The following is a 16,628-nucleotide window of genomic DNA, read 5'->3' on the forward strand; positions in this document are numbered from 1 at the left end:
ATAATCCCAACTGAAGGAGTTTTATGTCTTTAATGGGCTGCGTTGGGATGACGTGAATATGAGTAATGCGCTCATTGTTCACAAGGCTCATCTGCCAACTTCGCTACTCAGCGTACGGGCAGCGCAATACGTCCGCATGTCAACGGATCGGCAGCAGTACTCGATCCAAAATCAGGCCGCCGTCATCGCAGCCTACGCTCACGCCCATAACCTTACGCTGGTGCGGACCTACAAGGATGAGGGCGAAAGCGGATTGCTCCTCAAGAACAGGACTGGGCTCCTTCAATTGCTCGAGGATGTCGAAGGCAACCAGGCCGATTTTGGCCATCTCCTGGTCTATGACGTAAGCCGATGGGGTCGCTTCCAGGACGTTGACGAAAGCGCGCACTATGAGTTCCTTTGCCGACGCGCTGGCATCAAGGTTTCTTATTGCGCTGAGCAGTTCGAGAACGACGGAAGCATGCTCGCGAGCATCGTCAAGAACATTAAGCGCGTGATGGCGGCTGAGTACAGCCGTGAGCTGTCAGCGAAAGTTTACGCCGGACAATGCCGCTATGCGCGGCTCGGCTTTAAACCGTGTGGTCGTGCCGGCTATGGGCTGGTGCGAGAACTCGTTGACGAGAAGATGCAAACAAGACGAGTGATGAAAAAGGGAGAGCGGAAGTACATCCTCACGGATCACATTCGTGTTAGGCCGGGCGATCCCATGGAAATCGCAGTCGTAAGGTGGATATTTCAGCGCTTCTTAGAGATTAGGTCTGAAACTGTGATTGCTTGGCAGCTCAACCAGAAAGGTCTCGTGTCTAGCACAGGTGCGCAATGGACCCGCGCTGCGGTCGGCACCATTCTCAGAAACGAGAGCTATATCGGAAACCTCATCTTCAACCGAAAGTCCCAAAAGCTCCGCCAGGCAGCAGTGAAAAACCCGCCTGAACAATGGATCAGAACCGAGGGTTGCATCGAGCCCATCGTTGATCGCGAGGTCTTCTTCAAAGTTAGACAAATTATCGCAGAGCGGCGCGTTGACCTTTCCGAGGAGGAGATGCTCGTGCGACTGCGAAAAACTCTTCTCAAAGAAGGTCGCTTGACGCCCGCAATCATCGATCGAACTCCGGGACTGCCCTGCTCGGCGACCTGCCAAATCCACTTCGGCAATTTTCGAAATCTATATCGGTTGCTCGGCTACGTCCCGAAGCGAAATTATGAATTCCTCGACTCGCGTCCGGTCTGGTCCAAACTCAGATCGAAGCTCGTCGAACAGGCGGCCACGGCGATCAAAGCGGCAGGCGGACGCATCAGCTCGGGTGGCTGGAGCAACTGCCTGCGTGTGAATGGAGCGGCCGGTCTTTCGGTAAGGGCTGCTCGTTGGTGCCCTGGCCAAAAGCCAACGCATGCACCGTATTGGAGCATCGAGCGCGAGGCGTGCCTGCCTGACGGCTGGATAGCTGCCATCCGGCTAGCCGAGCACAACAAGGCGATCCTGGACTACGTATTGCTGCCGACCGATGGCAAAGTAAAGCGCACCATCCGCTTCTCGGAAGCAGTGCGTACGCGGCGGGGCATTCTGCGTTTCAAGTCGGCCAAAGGCCTTATTCAAGCGATCACTCGGCGCCTGGTAGCGTCGCGGACCACCCTCCGCGCCAGGCCAGCGCGCCCCGGCCGACAAAAAACGTCTCGCTCCAAAGTCAGACAAAGCCGCAGGTGACTTTGATGAATTTGCATATGAGATCTTGTGCCAGCCCTCTGGTTGAGATTTGATGGCAGCTTTAGGAATTAGTATTATGAGCGCCAGATCGATAGTTGCAAAGATCATCAGAGACGAACTCGTGTCAATCGGCATTCGCTCGCTCACCATCCAGGAATCGGAGAGGATTGCGGCCCACATCTTCGAGCGGATCACTGATCTCGAATTGGAGCTTGCTGCACGAGACTTCGCTTCTGGGAGCCGCGATCGCGACTGACCTTCTTGCGATTTTCCGCTACGCAACTTCGACATGAGCCGCGCGCGCATGAAAAGTATTAAGCAACCGCCGCCCGCAACTTGGAGAGCGGCAATCACGCCGGAGGTGAAAAGGCGGAAGCTGCCGGGGCGGGCTACTGTCCGGTCGACAACTCAACATATGCCTGCTCTAACCGAGCGCCCCCGTCTTCTGCCGCCGTTAGCTCATGGACAAGCTTCAAACTGAGCAAGAGTCCCAGTTAACGCCGGCGAGTTCCCGTGCTATGGTCCGAACGCGACCACTAGCGCGGTCGCAATCTCAGTTAACTCCCGCCGGCCCCAAGCCGGCGGGTTTTTCATTGACACTCCTGACCTATCCGCTCGATCGACGGACGTTAACTGGGGTTTAACACCATTGTGCAGCGGCGCCGGCTGATATAGGTAGAGGATAAGATCCGCTTCAGCGTCAGTTGCGTTTGAGAGTCATGATTACGTACAAGCAGTACCACATCCAGCGAGTTGAGCACGGCCAAAGAGGTTGGGTTGCCCGCATCACGCGGACCGATGGCCAGAACATCCGCACCATCCTGCCGACTTCTGAGCATCCCTACCTTGATACGAAGCCTGCCGCGTCCGCCGAAGAAGCTGAGGAGCTCGCCAAGGAAGGCATCGACTTCGGCGGGATGGTTTAGCTCAGCTTCGCACGCAGAAGCTTACATCCTAACGCTTTGCGGACGAGAACTCGTCATAGCGCTTAGAAGATCGCTCAGGCCTGAGTGCACCACTCTCCGTGAGTTTCCGCAGCGGCGGGAGAATGGCCGAAGCCATGCGGGTCGCTGTCGTCGATTGCCGCTCAGCCTGAAATCTGCAGCTCACAACGCGACGCCCCGCCTCCCCAGCCACGCCAGTGCCGCTGAACAAATGGCTGAAAGCAAAGCGGTCCAGTACCAGGACCGTCCGCGGGCGGCGCTAATCGAACGCAGATACAAGAATGCACCGAGAAGCTTTCCATAGTTCTTGCGAAATTCCCCGTTGAGCTTAGCTACTTCGGGCAGATCAGATAACGCCTTGCATTCGTCGGCCATCGGCTGGGCTCCTTACTGGACCAGCCCCCCATAAACCAGTGTTTTGCCCGACAATGCAAGTTCCATTTCGGTTTTTTCGATACACTTGTCGCGGTAACGCCTCGCTACCGTCGCGCAAGCCGATAATGGAGATCTAAAGAGCCTACTTACTTATCTCAGACTTGAATCGGGCCAGTGAGGGACCTCATCGGCCGGCCGAGATCGGCGCAAATACGGCCGCAGCATCGCGTAGAGGACAAAAAGTCCAATGGTGATGGCCAATGCGAGCAGTGGGAAAATGTAGTTCATGCAGCCTCCGGGCTTCGAACCAGATACTAGCAGTTCTGCAAATACCGTCCAATCGGGAAGATGTTCCCCCACCTACCAACCGGCCCCACTCAGCTTCTGCTTCGACGCTCCTATCTTGCTTATGGTCCTGATCCCTGGTCTCGCTTTACGCGTTTGAGGCCTCGCCGCTGCCGCGACAGGGCAGCTTTCTCATATCGTTCCAAGCGCGACAGAAATTTCATTTGCTTTGGTTCAGCCCTCTCAATCACGGCCAAGATCAGACCTAGCCTGATAGCTCGCAACCGATCCTGCCGATTCCTGGCTTGAGCCAGATCTTGAAGCGCGATCTCCACTCCCGCCCTTTTCAATTCCTCCGCAAAAAACGCATCGAACCTGACGAGACCAGAACCATCGGAATCGTCCCAGCGAGACAAGCCATGCCGATAGGCATTGCGGCTCGAGATGACCTTTCCAGTGCTCGTTCGCGGGCCGGTACTCTTCGTCGCGTTTGCGCGATTGGCTTCGATTTGTCGCTTTGACGCCAACTTGCCTCCTTGATTTCTTTACCTTGCAATCGATCGGGTTGGTCGCAAAGACCAAGGCTCAATCCTCCGTTCCCGCGCGTCCGCGGTACGACAGTGATGGATCCGGAGGGTGGAACCGATCCGTCAACAAGGGGGTAATGAAAGTATGGAGGTTTGATCCGTCAAACAGATAGGCCGCGATGCCGGCTGCCTTCGCCGCAGCAAGGTCGCTCTGCTTGTCGCCGATCAAGAAGCTGGCATCAACATCCACTGCGTACCGCTCAAGCAGAGCTCTAATCATCCCCGGTTGCGGTTTACGGCAACTGCAGAGGAAACGGTAACGCTCAATCGCGCCATCGGGGTGGTGTGGGCAAAATTCGAACGCATCGATATGCGCACCAAGGACAGCAAGCTCATTCGACATCCATTCGTGCAAATTGCGAACATGGCACTCCTCGTAAAACCCCCGCGCAATTCCTGATTGGTTTGTCACCACAAACGCTAGATACCCGGCGTCATTGACCGCTTTGACGGCCTGTTGGGCTCCTCCCACCCACCGGATCTTGTCCGGATCGAAAGCATAGCGGTCGTCTTCATTGAGGACGCCATCTCGATCAAAAAATACTGCGGGACGCTTCAAATTTCACTGCCCAAGTTGGTAAGGATAACGCTCCGATCTTCCGACAAATATTGCTTGATTTCAACATCTCCGGCGGTTCGACAGTTCGTTGTCTGCGCCGCGCCTGTTATCCAGTTAGCCCTCCGCTGTTCACGCGAAAATTGGCTTCGTTTTGTCGAATTGATGCTCGTCCGTTTCCATCTCGCACCTGCCCTAGGCGAGTGAAAACAGGAGCCATTCCAGGCGATAAAACGAGCAACAAAGTTGCTGCAAAAAGGGCTGGCCTTTAGCCGGGATTGGAGCGTTACTGAGTCGGCCGGGCGCCAACGCCGAAGATAGCGCCGGTATCTCGCCTCGCGAATGCGGGGCTTCGGGCAGTGCGGCATGTGACGCCGCTTGTTCTTGGGTAGGAGATACCGGTGACAACGGTTCAAACGAATAGCGCAGATGCGCCAAATCACATCATCAGATTCAACCCGAACGACCGTCGCCGTTTTATCGGCGGTTCGGACGCCCGCATCATCATGGGCGACGACCAAGAGAGCCTCATCCGCCTTTGGCGAGAAAAGCGCGGCGAGGCAGAGCCGCAGGACCTCTCGGACAACCTCATTGTTCAGCTCGGCACCGTGACCGAGGTCTTGAATCGCGCCTGGTATCAACGCGCGAGCGGCCACACGGTAAAGGACATCCAAAAGCGTATTCGTCACCCCATCCATAAATGGATGGCCGCAACGCTGGATGGGACCGTCGAGCAGACCGGCGCCGTTTTCGAAGCCAAGTTCATGTTGCCCTGGGCCTTCACCGAGGAAGCCGCAGCGGAGAAGCACATGGCTCAACTGCAGCACAACATGTGGGTTACCGCATCCCGCAGCGCTGTTCTCTCCATCATCACCGGCGGCGGCAAATGGGTCGAGATCAAGCTTCACGCCGACCCGTTGTACCAGCATCTCCTCCTCACGGCTGAAAAGAAGTTTTGGCGGTGCGTCCAAAGCGGCGAGCCACCCATCCTGTTCAACATCGAGACGCCTCGCCCGAGGCTAGAGGCCATCAAGGTCATCGACATGTCCACCTCCAACCAATGGGCGGAGCTTGCGGCCACCTATCTCCGAACCCGAGAGGCGCACGGACAACATGAGGCAGCCAAGGCCGACCTGAAGGCGCTCATGCCGGAAGACGCCAAGGAGGCGGCAGGTCACGGCCTCAAGGCCAAGCGCTCCAAGTCGGGTGCCGTCAGCTTCGAGGCCCAGGCGACGGAGGGTTCCCATGCATCAGTCTAGTGAGCGCATCGGAACCATCGCTGCCGCCCTCGCCCGGGCGCAGGCTGAACTGACGAACCCCGAGAAGACGCTGACCGCCGTGATCCGGTCACCCTTCCCACGGGAGGACGATCGCACTTTCCGCTACGCGTCCCTCGCCACGGGCCTCGATATCGTCCGGAAGACCCTCAGCCAGCAGGAGATCGCCACCATCCAGACCACCCGGATCGAGCAGATCACCGGTCAGATCCATCTCACCACCCTCCTCGCACACGCCTCCGGGGAATGGATCTCCTCGGACCTTCCGGTCTGCGCCTCCAAGGAGGTCGAAGCGCCGCACCGGATGGGCTCGGCGCTGACTTATGCCCGCCGGTATGCCCTATTTGCCTTGGTCGGGATCGCCGGAGAGGACGATTTGGACGCGCCTGACGTCGTCATGGGTCCTCCCGCAGCACCCGAGCCGCAGGCCGCATCAGGACCGAAAAGACGGCCGCCTGGCGGCCTCCTGAACCGGCCTCCGGTATTGCCACCCGAACGTTCCGCCGAGCTCCTGGACCGGCTCCTTGGTCAGCTATCCGCCCAGGAGGACGACGACGGACTACTTGCTTGGGCCAGGACCAGCCTGCCCCTCAAGAACACTCTGCTGGAAGCGGACGCCCGCATTCTTGAAGCCGCTTATCAAAAGCGGATCTGGGATGTCCCTCTGCCCGAAGTCCATTCCGCTGACAGGCAGCCTGCGCCTTCCACGTCCGTTCCTCCCGACGAAAGCCTTGAGACGGCATCAAGCAACATCGATGTGGCCGCTGCCCCCGCTCGGCAAGAACAAGCCGGCCTCGCCTTCCCGAAAGAGCCGCCTCGAAGACGGAGCAAGGATCACCTCGCCTTCATCCGCAGCCAAGGGTGCCTCGTCTGCCAGAAGAGCCCCGCCGACGCGCATCACCTCAAGTTCGCCCAACCCCGATCCTTGGGGCGCAAGGTCAGCGACGAGTTCACGGTGCCGCTCTGCCGATCTCACCACCAATCCCTGCACCGGCTCGGAAATGAAAGAGCCTGGTGGACCAATTTGCAAATCGCGCCCTTAACAATCGCGAAGGAGCTTTGGGATGCTAGCCCCATCCATCTGATGAACGGCGAAACAGTTTCTGCACCGTCCTCGGTGCCGGTATCAGGGGCGCAAGGTCAATGAACGGTCCTCTTAACCTTCATCAATCGCAGACATCCACCATCTTGCCGCCTCGATTTGAGGCGCTGTGTCCCCCGCCTCAGCTATTGCCGGGGGAGAACCTTGACCACTATCGCGCATTGCAGGCTGTAATCTTCCGCGACGTTGATCCGCAATCAGCGATCGAATGGCTGATCGTTATCGATATCGCTGAGTTGTCCTGGGAAATCCAGCGGTACAGAGTACTGCGTCATCGAGTTTTGACTACGTTCCGCCAAAAGGCAATCGAAACAACGCTCCGGCGAATTGATGTAGTCGATAATTTACCCTCGCTTCGGAGCATTGCCGAATTCTACATCGTTCGGAATGCCTTGGACTGGCAACTGGATCCAAATGCCGCAGCCGAAATCGATGCCCGCCTAGAAGCCCACGGGTTCGACCAACACACCGTCAGCATGGAAGCTTACGTTCATGCGCGAGAGGTTCTCTCCCTATTCGAAGCCCTACTGAATGGCGCCCAGTTACGTCGGACGTCCTTATTCAAAGAACTGAACACGCTTCGCGCAAGCAAAGTTGACGAACGTACCGGAACGTGGCGTTCCTTGAGGCAGCCCGCACCGGCAACTCACCAAGGAACGTAGACAGCGACAAAAACTGCTGTCGCGATCAAAAACGCCAGCCAGAACAACTTGCTAGCGTATATCGAAACACCACCTACCCGGGCCCGAAACTCTCCCAACAGCCAGTGCGAGTACAATTGAAGCCACCTTTCATCCCGGCTGCATCGCTAACTCGCCGGGCCGACCCAAAAAGGGCAGCAGACCTGACAGCCTGCTCATATTGTTTCCGCGACCTCCAAGAAAGCATTCTTTTCAAGCTCTGTCGAGCAGCTCGCTTGTTCCAAGCAGATCATACGCAGCCGTTGGAACTCGTTGAGTGCCTCTCTATGCGCGAACGTTTGCAATTGGCTGCGCTTGCGCCGCCGGGGCGCGCTGGGGCCGAGATGCAATATTTCCTAACCCGAAAAGCGCCAAGTTCCTTGTTACAACAGGCGGATCACCCATCACCGCCCGATAAAACCTCCTTGGCCTCGTTCGAGGCCGAGATTGGGGAGGCCTGCCGCGCTCATCGAGAGAGCACCGCCGCACCCGTTTTCGGTGGTAAACTTATTCGGTCGGCCGAAATAAAGCAGCCGAGACCCTAGACTCGCGAAATTGCACCTGCGAACAAGGTCGCTCGAGCTGTTCATGAACAGCTGAGCTTTCATGCGCTTAAAGACTTCAAGTGAATGATCATTTGCGAGAGACCAAGGTCCAGATGCTGCGGCGCCGTTTTCAGAGCCCAGCAGCCTGGGTGGAGACGGCCGATCTGTTTGCCATCCTCACGACCGTATCGCTACCCTGGTCGACGTCCCTTACGGCCATCTTCAACGCCGCGTTCTTGGTTTGCATGGTGCCGTTCCTCGACGTCGGAGCGTTTCTTAGGTCGCTCACCCGCCCGATCAGTGCTGCACCTATCGCGTTGTTCCTGCTTGCGCTGGTAGGAACTCTCTGGTCCGACGCGGCCTGGGTTCTACGTCTCCATGCCGTCAGCCCGACCGTCAAGCTGCTCGTGTTGCCCGTGCTGGTCTACCATTTCGAACGCTCGCAGCGTGGGCACTGGATATTCATCGCCTTCCTCGCGTCCTGCGCGGTCCTGTCGGTGATGTCCTGGCTGGTCGTAGTCTATCCGGGTCTATCGCTGAGACCTTATGATCCGCTTGAGCGCGGTATATTCGTCAAAAACTACATCGATCAGAGCCAGGAATTCGCCCTGTGTGCGATCGCACTCGCCTATCCCGTGATGATGCTGCTGCGCGAGAGGCGCTATTGGCTCGCCGCTCTATTGACCATGCTGGCACTGAGCTTTGTGGCCAACATGGTCTTCGTCGTCATCTCCCGCACCGCGTTGGTTACCATGCCGATCATGCTCGGCATGTTCGGCTTGCTTCATCTAAGGGGGCGCAGCATCGCTATCATCACAGTATCGCTGCTCGCTTTAGCCGCTATCGCATGGCAAGCCTCACCGCAGCTGCGTAGGACGGCCGACACCTTTTCGCAAGACTACCAACTCTACATGCAAAAGAGAATCCCAACGTCTATGGGCGAGCGTCTAGAGTATTGGCGCCACGCCGTTCAGTTCTTCGTGCGAGCTCCTTTGAAAGGGCATGGCACCGGCTCCACGCAAGGCCTGTTCGAAAGGGCCTCGACAGAGCCCTCTTGGGTTCCAGGCGTTAGGGTGTTCCCGAACCCCCATAACCAGACGCTGCATGTCGCCGTGCAATGGGGTCTAGTGGGCATTGTCGTTCTATATACGATTTGGATACTACATTTGATGCTGTTTCGGGGTGATGGGCTCGCCTGCTGGATCGGTATGCTCGTAGTGGTCCAAAACATCTTCACCTCACTATTTAACTCCCATCTCTTCGATTTTCACGAGGGTTGGATGTACGTCATTGGCGTGGGTGTTGCCGGGGGCATTGTGAACTACGCGAAACAGAAGCCGATGGCAGCTCAGTCTGAATATAGCCTCGCCGCAACTTTGGCGCAGACCGGCGATCCCTGAGAGGGGCTTGTCGTCTACACTTTCTCTAATACAGCAAGGATGCGAAATCCGGCGTTCCTTCGCACAAACTTAGGAATCATCGCCTCAACCCTCAGCAGCGAATCCAATAATCTCGGCGGGATCAGGCACCACTCTTTGAGTCCTCCGCTGAGGGGATACGCAAGCAAACTTAGCCAATCCACCTCAACGACCCGAAATTGTTCGATCTCCCCTTCGAGCCGCTTTCGTCTCTGATCTGTTGCGAACAAAAGCGTGGGAATAGCCTGATTGGCGTCGAAGGGATCTCTGAGGGGGTCGTGGTTCACAGCAGTGAACGGATCGATCTTCAGATCAACCGGCTCTTCGTGAATGTATTGATAAAATGGGTAAGCCACCATAGTCATCGCGGGTTCAATCATTGCTAACCGGCCGCCAGACCGAAGAACTCGACCTGCTTCCCGCAAGAATTCAATTGGACGCTCCAGATGATGAAGTACATCGATCATTACCACACCTGAAAAGCAATCGTTAGCAAAGGGAAGCGAATGCGCATCCCCCACGACGTCTATGCCAGGAAATGCTAGGATGTCGGTTGAAACGACGTCGCTCCTAATCTCTTTTATGTGTGCCGTACCACTTCCAACTTCTAGCAGCCTTCCTTGCGGACAGTACTTGAGCAATCGGCTGTGATAATCGCGATATATTCGACGGATAGTCTCTTTGCGGGCCCAGACGTCTCTATGGGCGACCTGTCGCTGATCAAGTCCTTCTCGAAGTGCCATGTCAAACTCAGATAGCCTTCAGTTTCCGATAAGCGAACCATACCATTTTGAACAACAACCAGCCGTCTCTAAAGCGCGAGATCTGAGTCTCACCAAAGGTGCGCGCCCTATACTTGATTGGCACCTCGATGATCTTCAGATTATGCTTCGCCGCACCAAAGATAAGATCGAAATCGCCGAACGGGTCGAACTCTCCAAAATAAGCTCTATTTCGGGCCAGCTCTTCATAATCGCTGCGCAGCAATGCCTTTGTACCACACAGGGTGTCGGTTAGACGGGTGTTGACAAGGAACGTGAACAACCACGCGAACAGGCGATTTGCCATCAGGTTCAGAGGACGCATTGCTTCGTCTTCCATCGGATAAACGAGGCGCGTCCCGTTGACGAACTCGGCCTTCCCGCTCTCGATGGCGAAGTGATATTTTGGAAGATCCTCAGGCGGCATGGTCAGGTCGGCGTCCAGAATCATGAGGACATCGCAACTGGCGGCCGCAAATCCCTTTCGTACCGCGTCGCCTTTACCCTTCCCGTCCTGCTTGAGAACCTTGATGTCCCACTGATCCTTGTAGGCATCCTTCACTCTCAGGCACTCTTCATAGGTGCCATCCGTCGAGTTGCCCTCAACGAAAATCAGTTCCTGACGGAGGCCGAATTTCGGTATTCTGCGAACGGCGTTCTCGACATTCCCCCTCTCGTTACGGCAAGGGATCAGGACACTTGCCGATAGGGATTGATCCGAATTCCGCTTGATCGGCCGCCCAACGACGTAAGTCCGAAGGCAGAGGGCGCGAATCCCGGGAAGCGGTGCGACAAACCGATTAACAAATGTACCGACCCCAAGCAGACTGCGCGGCAGCAATTGTTTCCGCTCGAGCTTCAGGACCTCGAAATCTGCAAGATCCATCATGTTGATGAAGTCGGCGCCGGAGAGATAATTGATGTCCGGCTGACGGCTCTTGAGCCGCACGAGCTCGCCGAGCTTCAGAATCGGCTCCCACAGCGGCGAGTAATAGGCAATCACGAGACGTGTGGACAGCGAGCATACCCGATGCAGCGCGCGCAACGTACCGTCGATATCCTCCAGCATCCCGATCGTATCCGCGATCAGTATGTAGTCGAACGTACCTTCGAGCTTCTCAAAGGCGCCGGGCTGCTCGACGTCCTCGCAAACAAACGTGAGATGTGGATGACGCTCTCTCGCTTTGGCGATCATGGTCGGACTGAAATCGATCCCGACGCCATGAGACGGCTCCAGCGCACTCAGAAGATCGCCCCGGCCGCACCCGACTTCGAGAACCCTCTGGCCCGACGGAATCAGGAACCGCACGAAGCTACGGTCGCTTTCGTAGTAAGCTGAATTCAGCTTCCGCCAGTCCTCCTGAGCATCAGCCGTGCTTTCGACGTGCTGAAGCAGCTCCCGTTTCCGGTTCGAAAGCAACTCATCCTGAGTGGAGCTTTTGTCCGATTGCGGCATCATGATCCGGTACTTGTCAATGTTCGGTTAGGTCGGTCGTGCAACAACATTGATGCTTCCATTCGTCGGGATCAGCCGACTTAATCCTTGCGCCGTGGATGGAAGCGCCTCGAAAGATCGCTCGTCTTGAAATGAGTATCCGTTCGGAACGAAGAACGACACCAGCTCGCCCAACGAAGAGCCCCGTTCGGTCAAGACGTGCGGGGCAAGCTCCATGACAAAGACCGGTCGTGGCCCCCTCAAGGTCTCGCGCGCGCCACGAAGCACGTCGCACTCGAACCCATCAACGTCGAGCTTTATGAGACTTACGACGCGATCCCCCATCTCGCTGTACAAGCCATCCACGCTCACGGCATTTGCGTGCGATGCGGTCATTTTGCGCCCCAGATGCCTCGCGTGCAGTCGGTCATCAGATTCGAGGGGCCAACTCGAATAGATCTCCTCCGGAACGCTGCCTCCCGTGTCACAGGTCACGAACGACTGCGACGCCTTGATTCTGGGCGCGAGCGTCGGATTGAGCTCGATATTCCGGCGCAACTTGCCATACGCGAAGTCGGTCGGCTCGAACGCCAGAACACGTCCTTCGGGACCGACGAGCTTTGCGAGATGGAGAGTGTGCGCCCCAATGTTCGCGCCAATGTCCAGAACCACACTCGAAGGAACCACGAGCCGGTCCAGCGCCCGACGTGTATTTCGTTCGAAATAATCGTTGAGGTAGATCGCCAAGTCAATTCCCTCGGACAAATCCAGCTCGTAGACGATGCCGTTGCGCGAGACGACGACAGTATCTTTCAGTCCCAACGCCGACCGCATCGATCGCACGAGCCTGTAAATGTTGCGAGCGATCGCAATTTTCTGCGCTGTATTCATTGCCCCCGCACCTGTGCCACGCTTTTGGGTAGGTCCACCTCCTCGCAAGTGCGGCGGATCAACAATATGTTGAGCCCGCCGACCTTGCATAGATCCGTCGCGCGACCGCTGAACACGGCGGAATCCCGATTTAAGGGATAGCTGCTGATGACTGCCGCGCACCCGTCAGGTCCTACGAATTCGTTGAAATCAACCATCGCCCCTGGTTTGAAGACCTTCTGTTCGAAGTATTCGTAGTTTGGGAACATTCCGCCAAATGCTTCCTTGAGCGCGACATTGAAAAAGGCAACCTGGTCGTCCAACCGGGCTCCGTACAGAAACCCGAAGGCGATTGGGTAGTTATACATCCCGACGCTGTAAGACGGCGCGAGAAAGCAAGCCCCCTGCATTTTTGCGAGCCCCGAAACCACCCGCCTTTCGTCAGCGTTCTGCGACAGCGCTCCCTTATACCACCCCCAGGCCTGCTTCGTGGGACCGGCGACACAGCCCAGGATGAGAACGGCCGCGCAGAGCCGCCGGGCGACGAATCCAAACTTCGACGAGACGGGAATAAGCGTGAAGGCCAGAGCCACCATGAAGGGCACCATGGCCAACCCGGGGACGAGGTAGTACGCGGTATATTGTTTCGCGATCATTGCGATCGAACCGCACAGAACGACGGTCACGGCGAGCAAGACTCGGAAGGCGCCCTGATCCGACCGGCGGAAGACGAGCGCGACGGCAAATGAGATGAATGCCGCCGATATCTGTATGCCATAGTCCCTGGCAAGATTCATAAAAGCGACAGCGGCCACTTCGAAATCCAGGAAGCCGGGAAGACCGGAGCCGTATGGCCCTCTGTGCTGCATGATGCCCCTGATATAGGTACCGAAGACCCCGAGTTCGGAGTGGAGCGGCACCAGCAGCAGCGTTAGACTCAGGAACACACAGATCCAATAGGTCGTCAGCGGCCGGGCACGGAACCCTACCGTTATCGGATAGAGCAGGAGAAATGGTGCGAACAGGATCTTCGTCGACAAGCCGATGCCCACGAGCACGCCGGCGGCAACATCAAAACGGCGGTGAGTGAATCCGCCGCGAACCGCCGAATAAGTCACCGCAACGAGCATGATGGCGACCGCGATCAGAAGCGACTCCGGCATGATGCGGCCGCCATATGTCAGGGCGGCGGCCGTTGCAAAAAGTCCGAGCTGAAGCGCAATCCCGTAAACGCGATCCCTGGTCCCTCGCGCGACGATCAATCCTGCACCGATCGTGGCGGCAGCGACCGCAAGAACCAACGACAGCCGGATGGTTTGGGAGAGTTCCTCGAAATGCAGGAGCGCTTGGGCGCCTAGCGTCCCCGGATAGAGAGTGGCTTTGGCGACAGCAAGAACAGCCGCGCCGAAATATATGATCCCAATTCCGGGGTGCAGCACAAAATGGAGGCTGTTGCCCGCCAGCAGATTGACGCAAGCGATATAGTATGCGGCGTCCGGATCCACGAACTCGCCGAAAGAGCCTTTCAGCGAGACCGTTTTGACGCTTTCGAAAATGACGTAAATCGCCGGAACGACGAACAGCGGCCAAATGGCTCCAGGACGATTCAAGACCTTCTGCACGAAAACCCGCTCTTGCCGCAATCGACAGCCTGCCCGATATTACTGCCAGTTCCGAGGCGGCACAATTTTAAGTTATCTATCGGGCACAGGGTTGCGGTTGTCAAACCCGAGGCCTCGAAACCGAAATCCTGGCGCATCGGCGATACTCGCCTCGTACCGACAACCGGCATGCTCCCGCGGGGCAGGCGCAAAACCGCATCCGGCACCGGCCAGCTCCCCGGGACTGTCAGGCAGGCAAAAAGCAGAAGCCCTCCGGCGTCGGGGAACCGGCGCCCGACGTAATCGTCGCCGCCTTCCTCCTGATCGTGACGCCGCCGCTCCGCTTCAGTGGATTTTTTCGAGCCGCTGGGCTATCCAGTCCTGAGTTTCACAACTGCCCTCGGCGATTCAAACGAGTTCGGAGCCAGATGAATACCGTCACTAATGATCGTGGAAGACGCGTTGCGCTCATCACGGGCGTAACCGGCCAGGACGGCGCCTATCTTGCCGAGTACCTGCTGTCGCTCGGCTATGTCGTGCACGGCATCAAGCGCCGCTCGTCCTCGTTCAACACCGCGCGCGTAGATCATCTCTATCAGGACCCGCATGACGGCGCCGTGCCGTTCCTGATGCACTACGGCGACATGACGGACTCGACCAATCTGATCCGCCTGGTCCAGCAGATCCGACCGACCGAGATCTACAACCTCGCCGCCCAGAGCCACGTCGCCGTCAGTTTCGAGAGCCCCGAATACACCGCCAATGCCGACGCGATCGGCGTGTTGCGTTTGCTGGAGGCGATTCGCATCCTCGGCATGGAGAAAGAGACGCGGTTCTATCAGGCCTCGACCTCCGAGCTTTACGGTCTCGTCCAGGAGATCCCGCAAAAGGAGACCACGCCGTTCTATCCCCGCTCGCCCTATGGCGTGGCGAAGCTCTATGGTTACTGGATCACGGTGAATTATCGCGAGGCCTACGGCATGTTCGCGAGCAACGGCATCCTGTTCAATCACGAGAGCCCGATCCGCGGCGAGACATTCGTCACCCGAAAGATCACGCGCGGCGTGGCTCGCATCGAGGTCGGCCTCGAACAGACACTCTATCTCGGCAATCTGTCGGCCAAGCGCGACTGGGGTCATGCTCGCGACTATATCGAGGGCATGCACAAGATTCTCCAGGCGGAGAAGCCCGACGATTTCGTGCTCGCCACCGGGGAGACGCGTTCCGTGCGGGAGATGGTTGAGCTGGCATTCTCGCAGGTCGGACGCCGCGTCGAATGGCGCGGCTCCGGGATCGACGAGACCGGCGTCGATACCAAGAGCGGCAAGACCGTGGTGCGCGTGGATCCCACCTATTTCCGCCCAACCGAGGTCGACCTGCTCGTCGGCGATGCCAGCAAAGCACGCGCGGCGCTCGGCTGGACACCGAAGCGGACGTTTGCGCAGCTCGTCGAGGAGATGGTGGCGAGCGATCTGGCGGAGGCAAAACGGGACGTAGCTGGTGGCAAGCGCACCGTTTGAACTGGCAGGCGAGACCGTCTACGTCGCGGGCCATCGCGGCATGGTCGGCAGCGCGCTGGTGCGCCGGCTGGCGCGGGAAGACGTGAAGCTCCTCACGGTCGATCGCCGTGAGGTCGACCTCCGCAACCAGGCTGCCGTGTTCGGCTGGTTCGCACAGATGCGGCCTCAAGTCGTGTTTCTCGCCGCCGCCAAGGTCGGCGGTATCGTTGCCAACGATACGCTGCGCGCCGAGTTCATCTACGACAACATCGCGATCGCGGCCAATTTGATACAGGCGGCGCATCTGAACGGCGTGAAGAAGCTGATGTTTCTGGGCTCGTCCTGCATCTATCCGAAGCTCGCCGAACAGCCCTTGCGCGAGGATTCGATGCTCACCGGCCCCCTGGAGCCGACAAACGAGCCCTACGCGATCGCCAAAATCGCCGGCATCAAGATGGCGGAGGCCTATCGCTCCCAGTATGGATGCGACTTCATCAGCGTGATGCCGACCAATCTCTACGGCCCAGGGGACAACTATCATCCCGAATTCAGCCATGTCGTCGCCGCCCTGATCCGCCGCTTCCATGAGGCGAAGGTCGCAGGCGCCGGGAGCGTCACCGTCTGGGGCACCGGCACGCCGCGCCGGGAGTTCCTCTACGTCGACGACATGGCCGACGCCTGCGTGCACCTGATGAAGACCTATTCGAGCGCGGAGCTGGTCAACGTCGGCACCGGCGAAGACATCACCATCGGCGACTTCGCGCGCGTCGTTGCCGGCGTGGTCGACTATCGCGGCGAGATCAACTTCGACACCTCGCGGCCCGATGGGACGCCGCGCAAGCTGCTGGACGTGAGCCGCCTCGCGAACCTCGGCTGGCGCGCGCAGACATCGCTGGAAGATGGAATTCGCCGCGCCTATACGGCATATTTGGCGGAGCAACGAGCCGACGCGCCGTTGGCGCCCCGATAAAGGGCGAAGATCGATCCA

General features: G+C 57.9%; 15 protein-coding genes. 9 read left to right on the plus strand and 6 right to left on the minus strand.

The window, feature by feature from the left end; genetic code table 11:
- Positions 1–58: 58 nt before the first annotated feature.
- From CO669_RS33445 to CO669_RS33455, 3 genes are all read left to right on the plus strand, one after another.
- The gene (locus CO669_RS33445) at positions 59–1,705 is read left to right on the plus strand and encodes a recombinase family protein (protein WP_097666719.1); all 1,647 of its coding nucleotides are present in this window, start codon (positions 59–61) and stop codon (positions 1,703–1,705) included.
- A 76-nt stretch (positions 1,706–1,781) separates the two neighbouring features.
- Entirely contained in the window at positions 1,782–1,961 is a 180-nt protein-coding gene (locus CO669_RS33450; RefSeq protein WP_097666721.1) for a hypothetical protein, read from the plus strand.
- A gap of 463 nt (positions 1,962–2,424) precedes the next feature.
- The gene (locus tag CO669_RS33455; RefSeq protein ID WP_097666723.1) at positions 2,425–2,631 is read left to right on the plus strand and encodes a hypothetical protein; all 207 of its coding nucleotides are present in this window, start codon (positions 2,425–2,427) and stop codon (positions 2,629–2,631) included.
- Positions 2,632–2,811: 180 nt separating this feature from the next.
- On the opposite strand, the gene CO669_RS33460 is transcribed toward CO669_RS33455, so the two are convergent.
- Together CO669_RS33460 and CO669_RS33465 are read right to left on the minus strand one after the other, a co-directional pair.
- Positions 2,812–3,024 carry a hypothetical protein gene (locus CO669_RS33460; protein ID WP_097666725.1) on the minus strand — a complete coding sequence of 71 codons (213 nt, stop codon included), beginning with the start codon at positions 3,022–3,024 and terminating at the stop codon, positions 2,812–2,814.
- An 870-nt stretch (positions 3,025–3,894) separates the two neighbouring features.
- Positions 3,895–4,455, minus strand: coding sequence for a D-glycero-alpha-D-manno-heptose-1,7-bisphosphate 7-phosphatase (locus CO669_RS33465; RefSeq protein ID WP_097666727.1), 561 nt, complete (start codon positions 4,453–4,455; stop codon positions 3,895–3,897).
- 398 nt (positions 4,456–4,853) lie between these two features.
- On the opposite strand from CO669_RS33465, the gene CO669_RS33470 reads away from it, so the two are divergent.
- From CO669_RS33470 to CO669_RS33485, 4 genes are all read left to right on the plus strand, one after another.
- The gene (locus tag CO669_RS33470; protein WP_097666729.1) at positions 4,854–5,711 is read left to right on the plus strand and encodes a YqaJ viral recombinase family nuclease; all 858 of its coding nucleotides are present in this window, start codon (positions 4,854–4,856) and stop codon (positions 5,709–5,711) included.
- The gene (locus tag CO669_RS33475) at positions 5,698–6,876 is read left to right on the plus strand and encodes an ERF family protein (protein WP_097666731.1); all 1,179 of its coding nucleotides are present in this window, start codon (positions 5,698–5,700) and stop codon (positions 6,874–6,876) included. Before CO669_RS33470 ends, CO669_RS33475 begins: the two co-directional genes overlap by 14 nt.
- Entirely contained in the window at positions 6,873–7,493 is a 621-nt protein-coding gene (locus tag CO669_RS33480) for a hypothetical protein (protein ID WP_245444627.1), read from the plus strand. The genes CO669_RS33475 and CO669_RS33480 overlap by 4 nt, the downstream gene beginning before the upstream one ends.
- Positions 7,494–8,169: 676 nt before the next feature.
- On the plus strand, positions 8,170–9,456 hold the full coding sequence (locus CO669_RS33485) for an O-antigen ligase family protein (protein WP_097666733.1): 1,287 nt from the start codon (positions 8,170–8,172) through the stop codon (positions 9,454–9,456).
- A 14-nt stretch (positions 9,457–9,470) separates the two neighbouring features.
- Here the strand turns inward: CO669_RS33485 and CO669_RS33490 are convergent, their stop codons facing one another.
- The 4 genes from CO669_RS33490 to CO669_RS33505 are packed head-to-tail and all read right to left on the minus strand — an operon-like array spanning position 9,471 to position 14,162.
- Complete coding sequence (locus CO669_RS33490; protein WP_097666735.1) at positions 9,471–10,217, minus strand: class I SAM-dependent methyltransferase; 747 nt, start codon at positions 10,215–10,217, stop codon at positions 9,471–9,473.
- Between the two features lie 7 nt (positions 10,218–10,224).
- On the minus strand, positions 10,225–11,694 hold the full coding sequence (locus CO669_RS33495; protein ID WP_245444629.1) for a glycosyltransferase: 1,470 nt from the start codon (positions 11,692–11,694) through the stop codon (positions 10,225–10,227).
- Between the two features lie 24 nt (positions 11,695–11,718).
- A complete protein-coding gene (locus CO669_RS33500; RefSeq protein WP_097666739.1) occupies positions 11,719–12,561 on the minus strand; it encodes an FkbM family methyltransferase in 843 nt (280 codons plus the stop codon).
- Positions 12,558–14,162, minus strand: a complete 1,605-nt coding sequence (locus tag CO669_RS33505) for a hypothetical protein (protein WP_097666741.1) — start codon at positions 14,160–14,162, stop codon at positions 12,558–12,560. Before CO669_RS33505 ends, CO669_RS33500 begins: the two co-directional genes overlap by 4 nt.
- Before the next feature lie 407 nt (positions 14,163–14,569).
- Here CO669_RS33505 and gmd point away from each other — a divergent pair, with 407 nt between their 5' ends.
- Together gmd and fcl are read left to right on the plus strand one after the other, a co-directional pair.
- Positions 14,570–15,661: a GDP-mannose 4,6-dehydratase gene (gene gmd / locus CO669_RS33510; protein ID WP_097666743.1), complete on the plus strand. Its 1,092-nt coding sequence runs from the start codon at positions 14,570–14,572 to the stop codon at positions 15,659–15,661.
- On the plus strand, positions 15,642–16,610 hold the full coding sequence (gene fcl, locus CO669_RS33515) for a GDP-L-fucose synthase (protein ID WP_097666745.1): 969 nt from the start codon (positions 15,642–15,644) through the stop codon (positions 16,608–16,610). Before gmd ends, fcl begins: the two co-directional genes overlap by 20 nt.
- Positions 16,611–16,628: the final 18 nt, after the last annotated feature.

Source organism: Bradyrhizobium sp. Y36, assembly GCF_002531575.1.
In the GTDB taxonomy this organism is placed as follows: domain Bacteria; phylum Pseudomonadota; class Alphaproteobacteria; order Rhizobiales; family Xanthobacteraceae; genus Bradyrhizobium.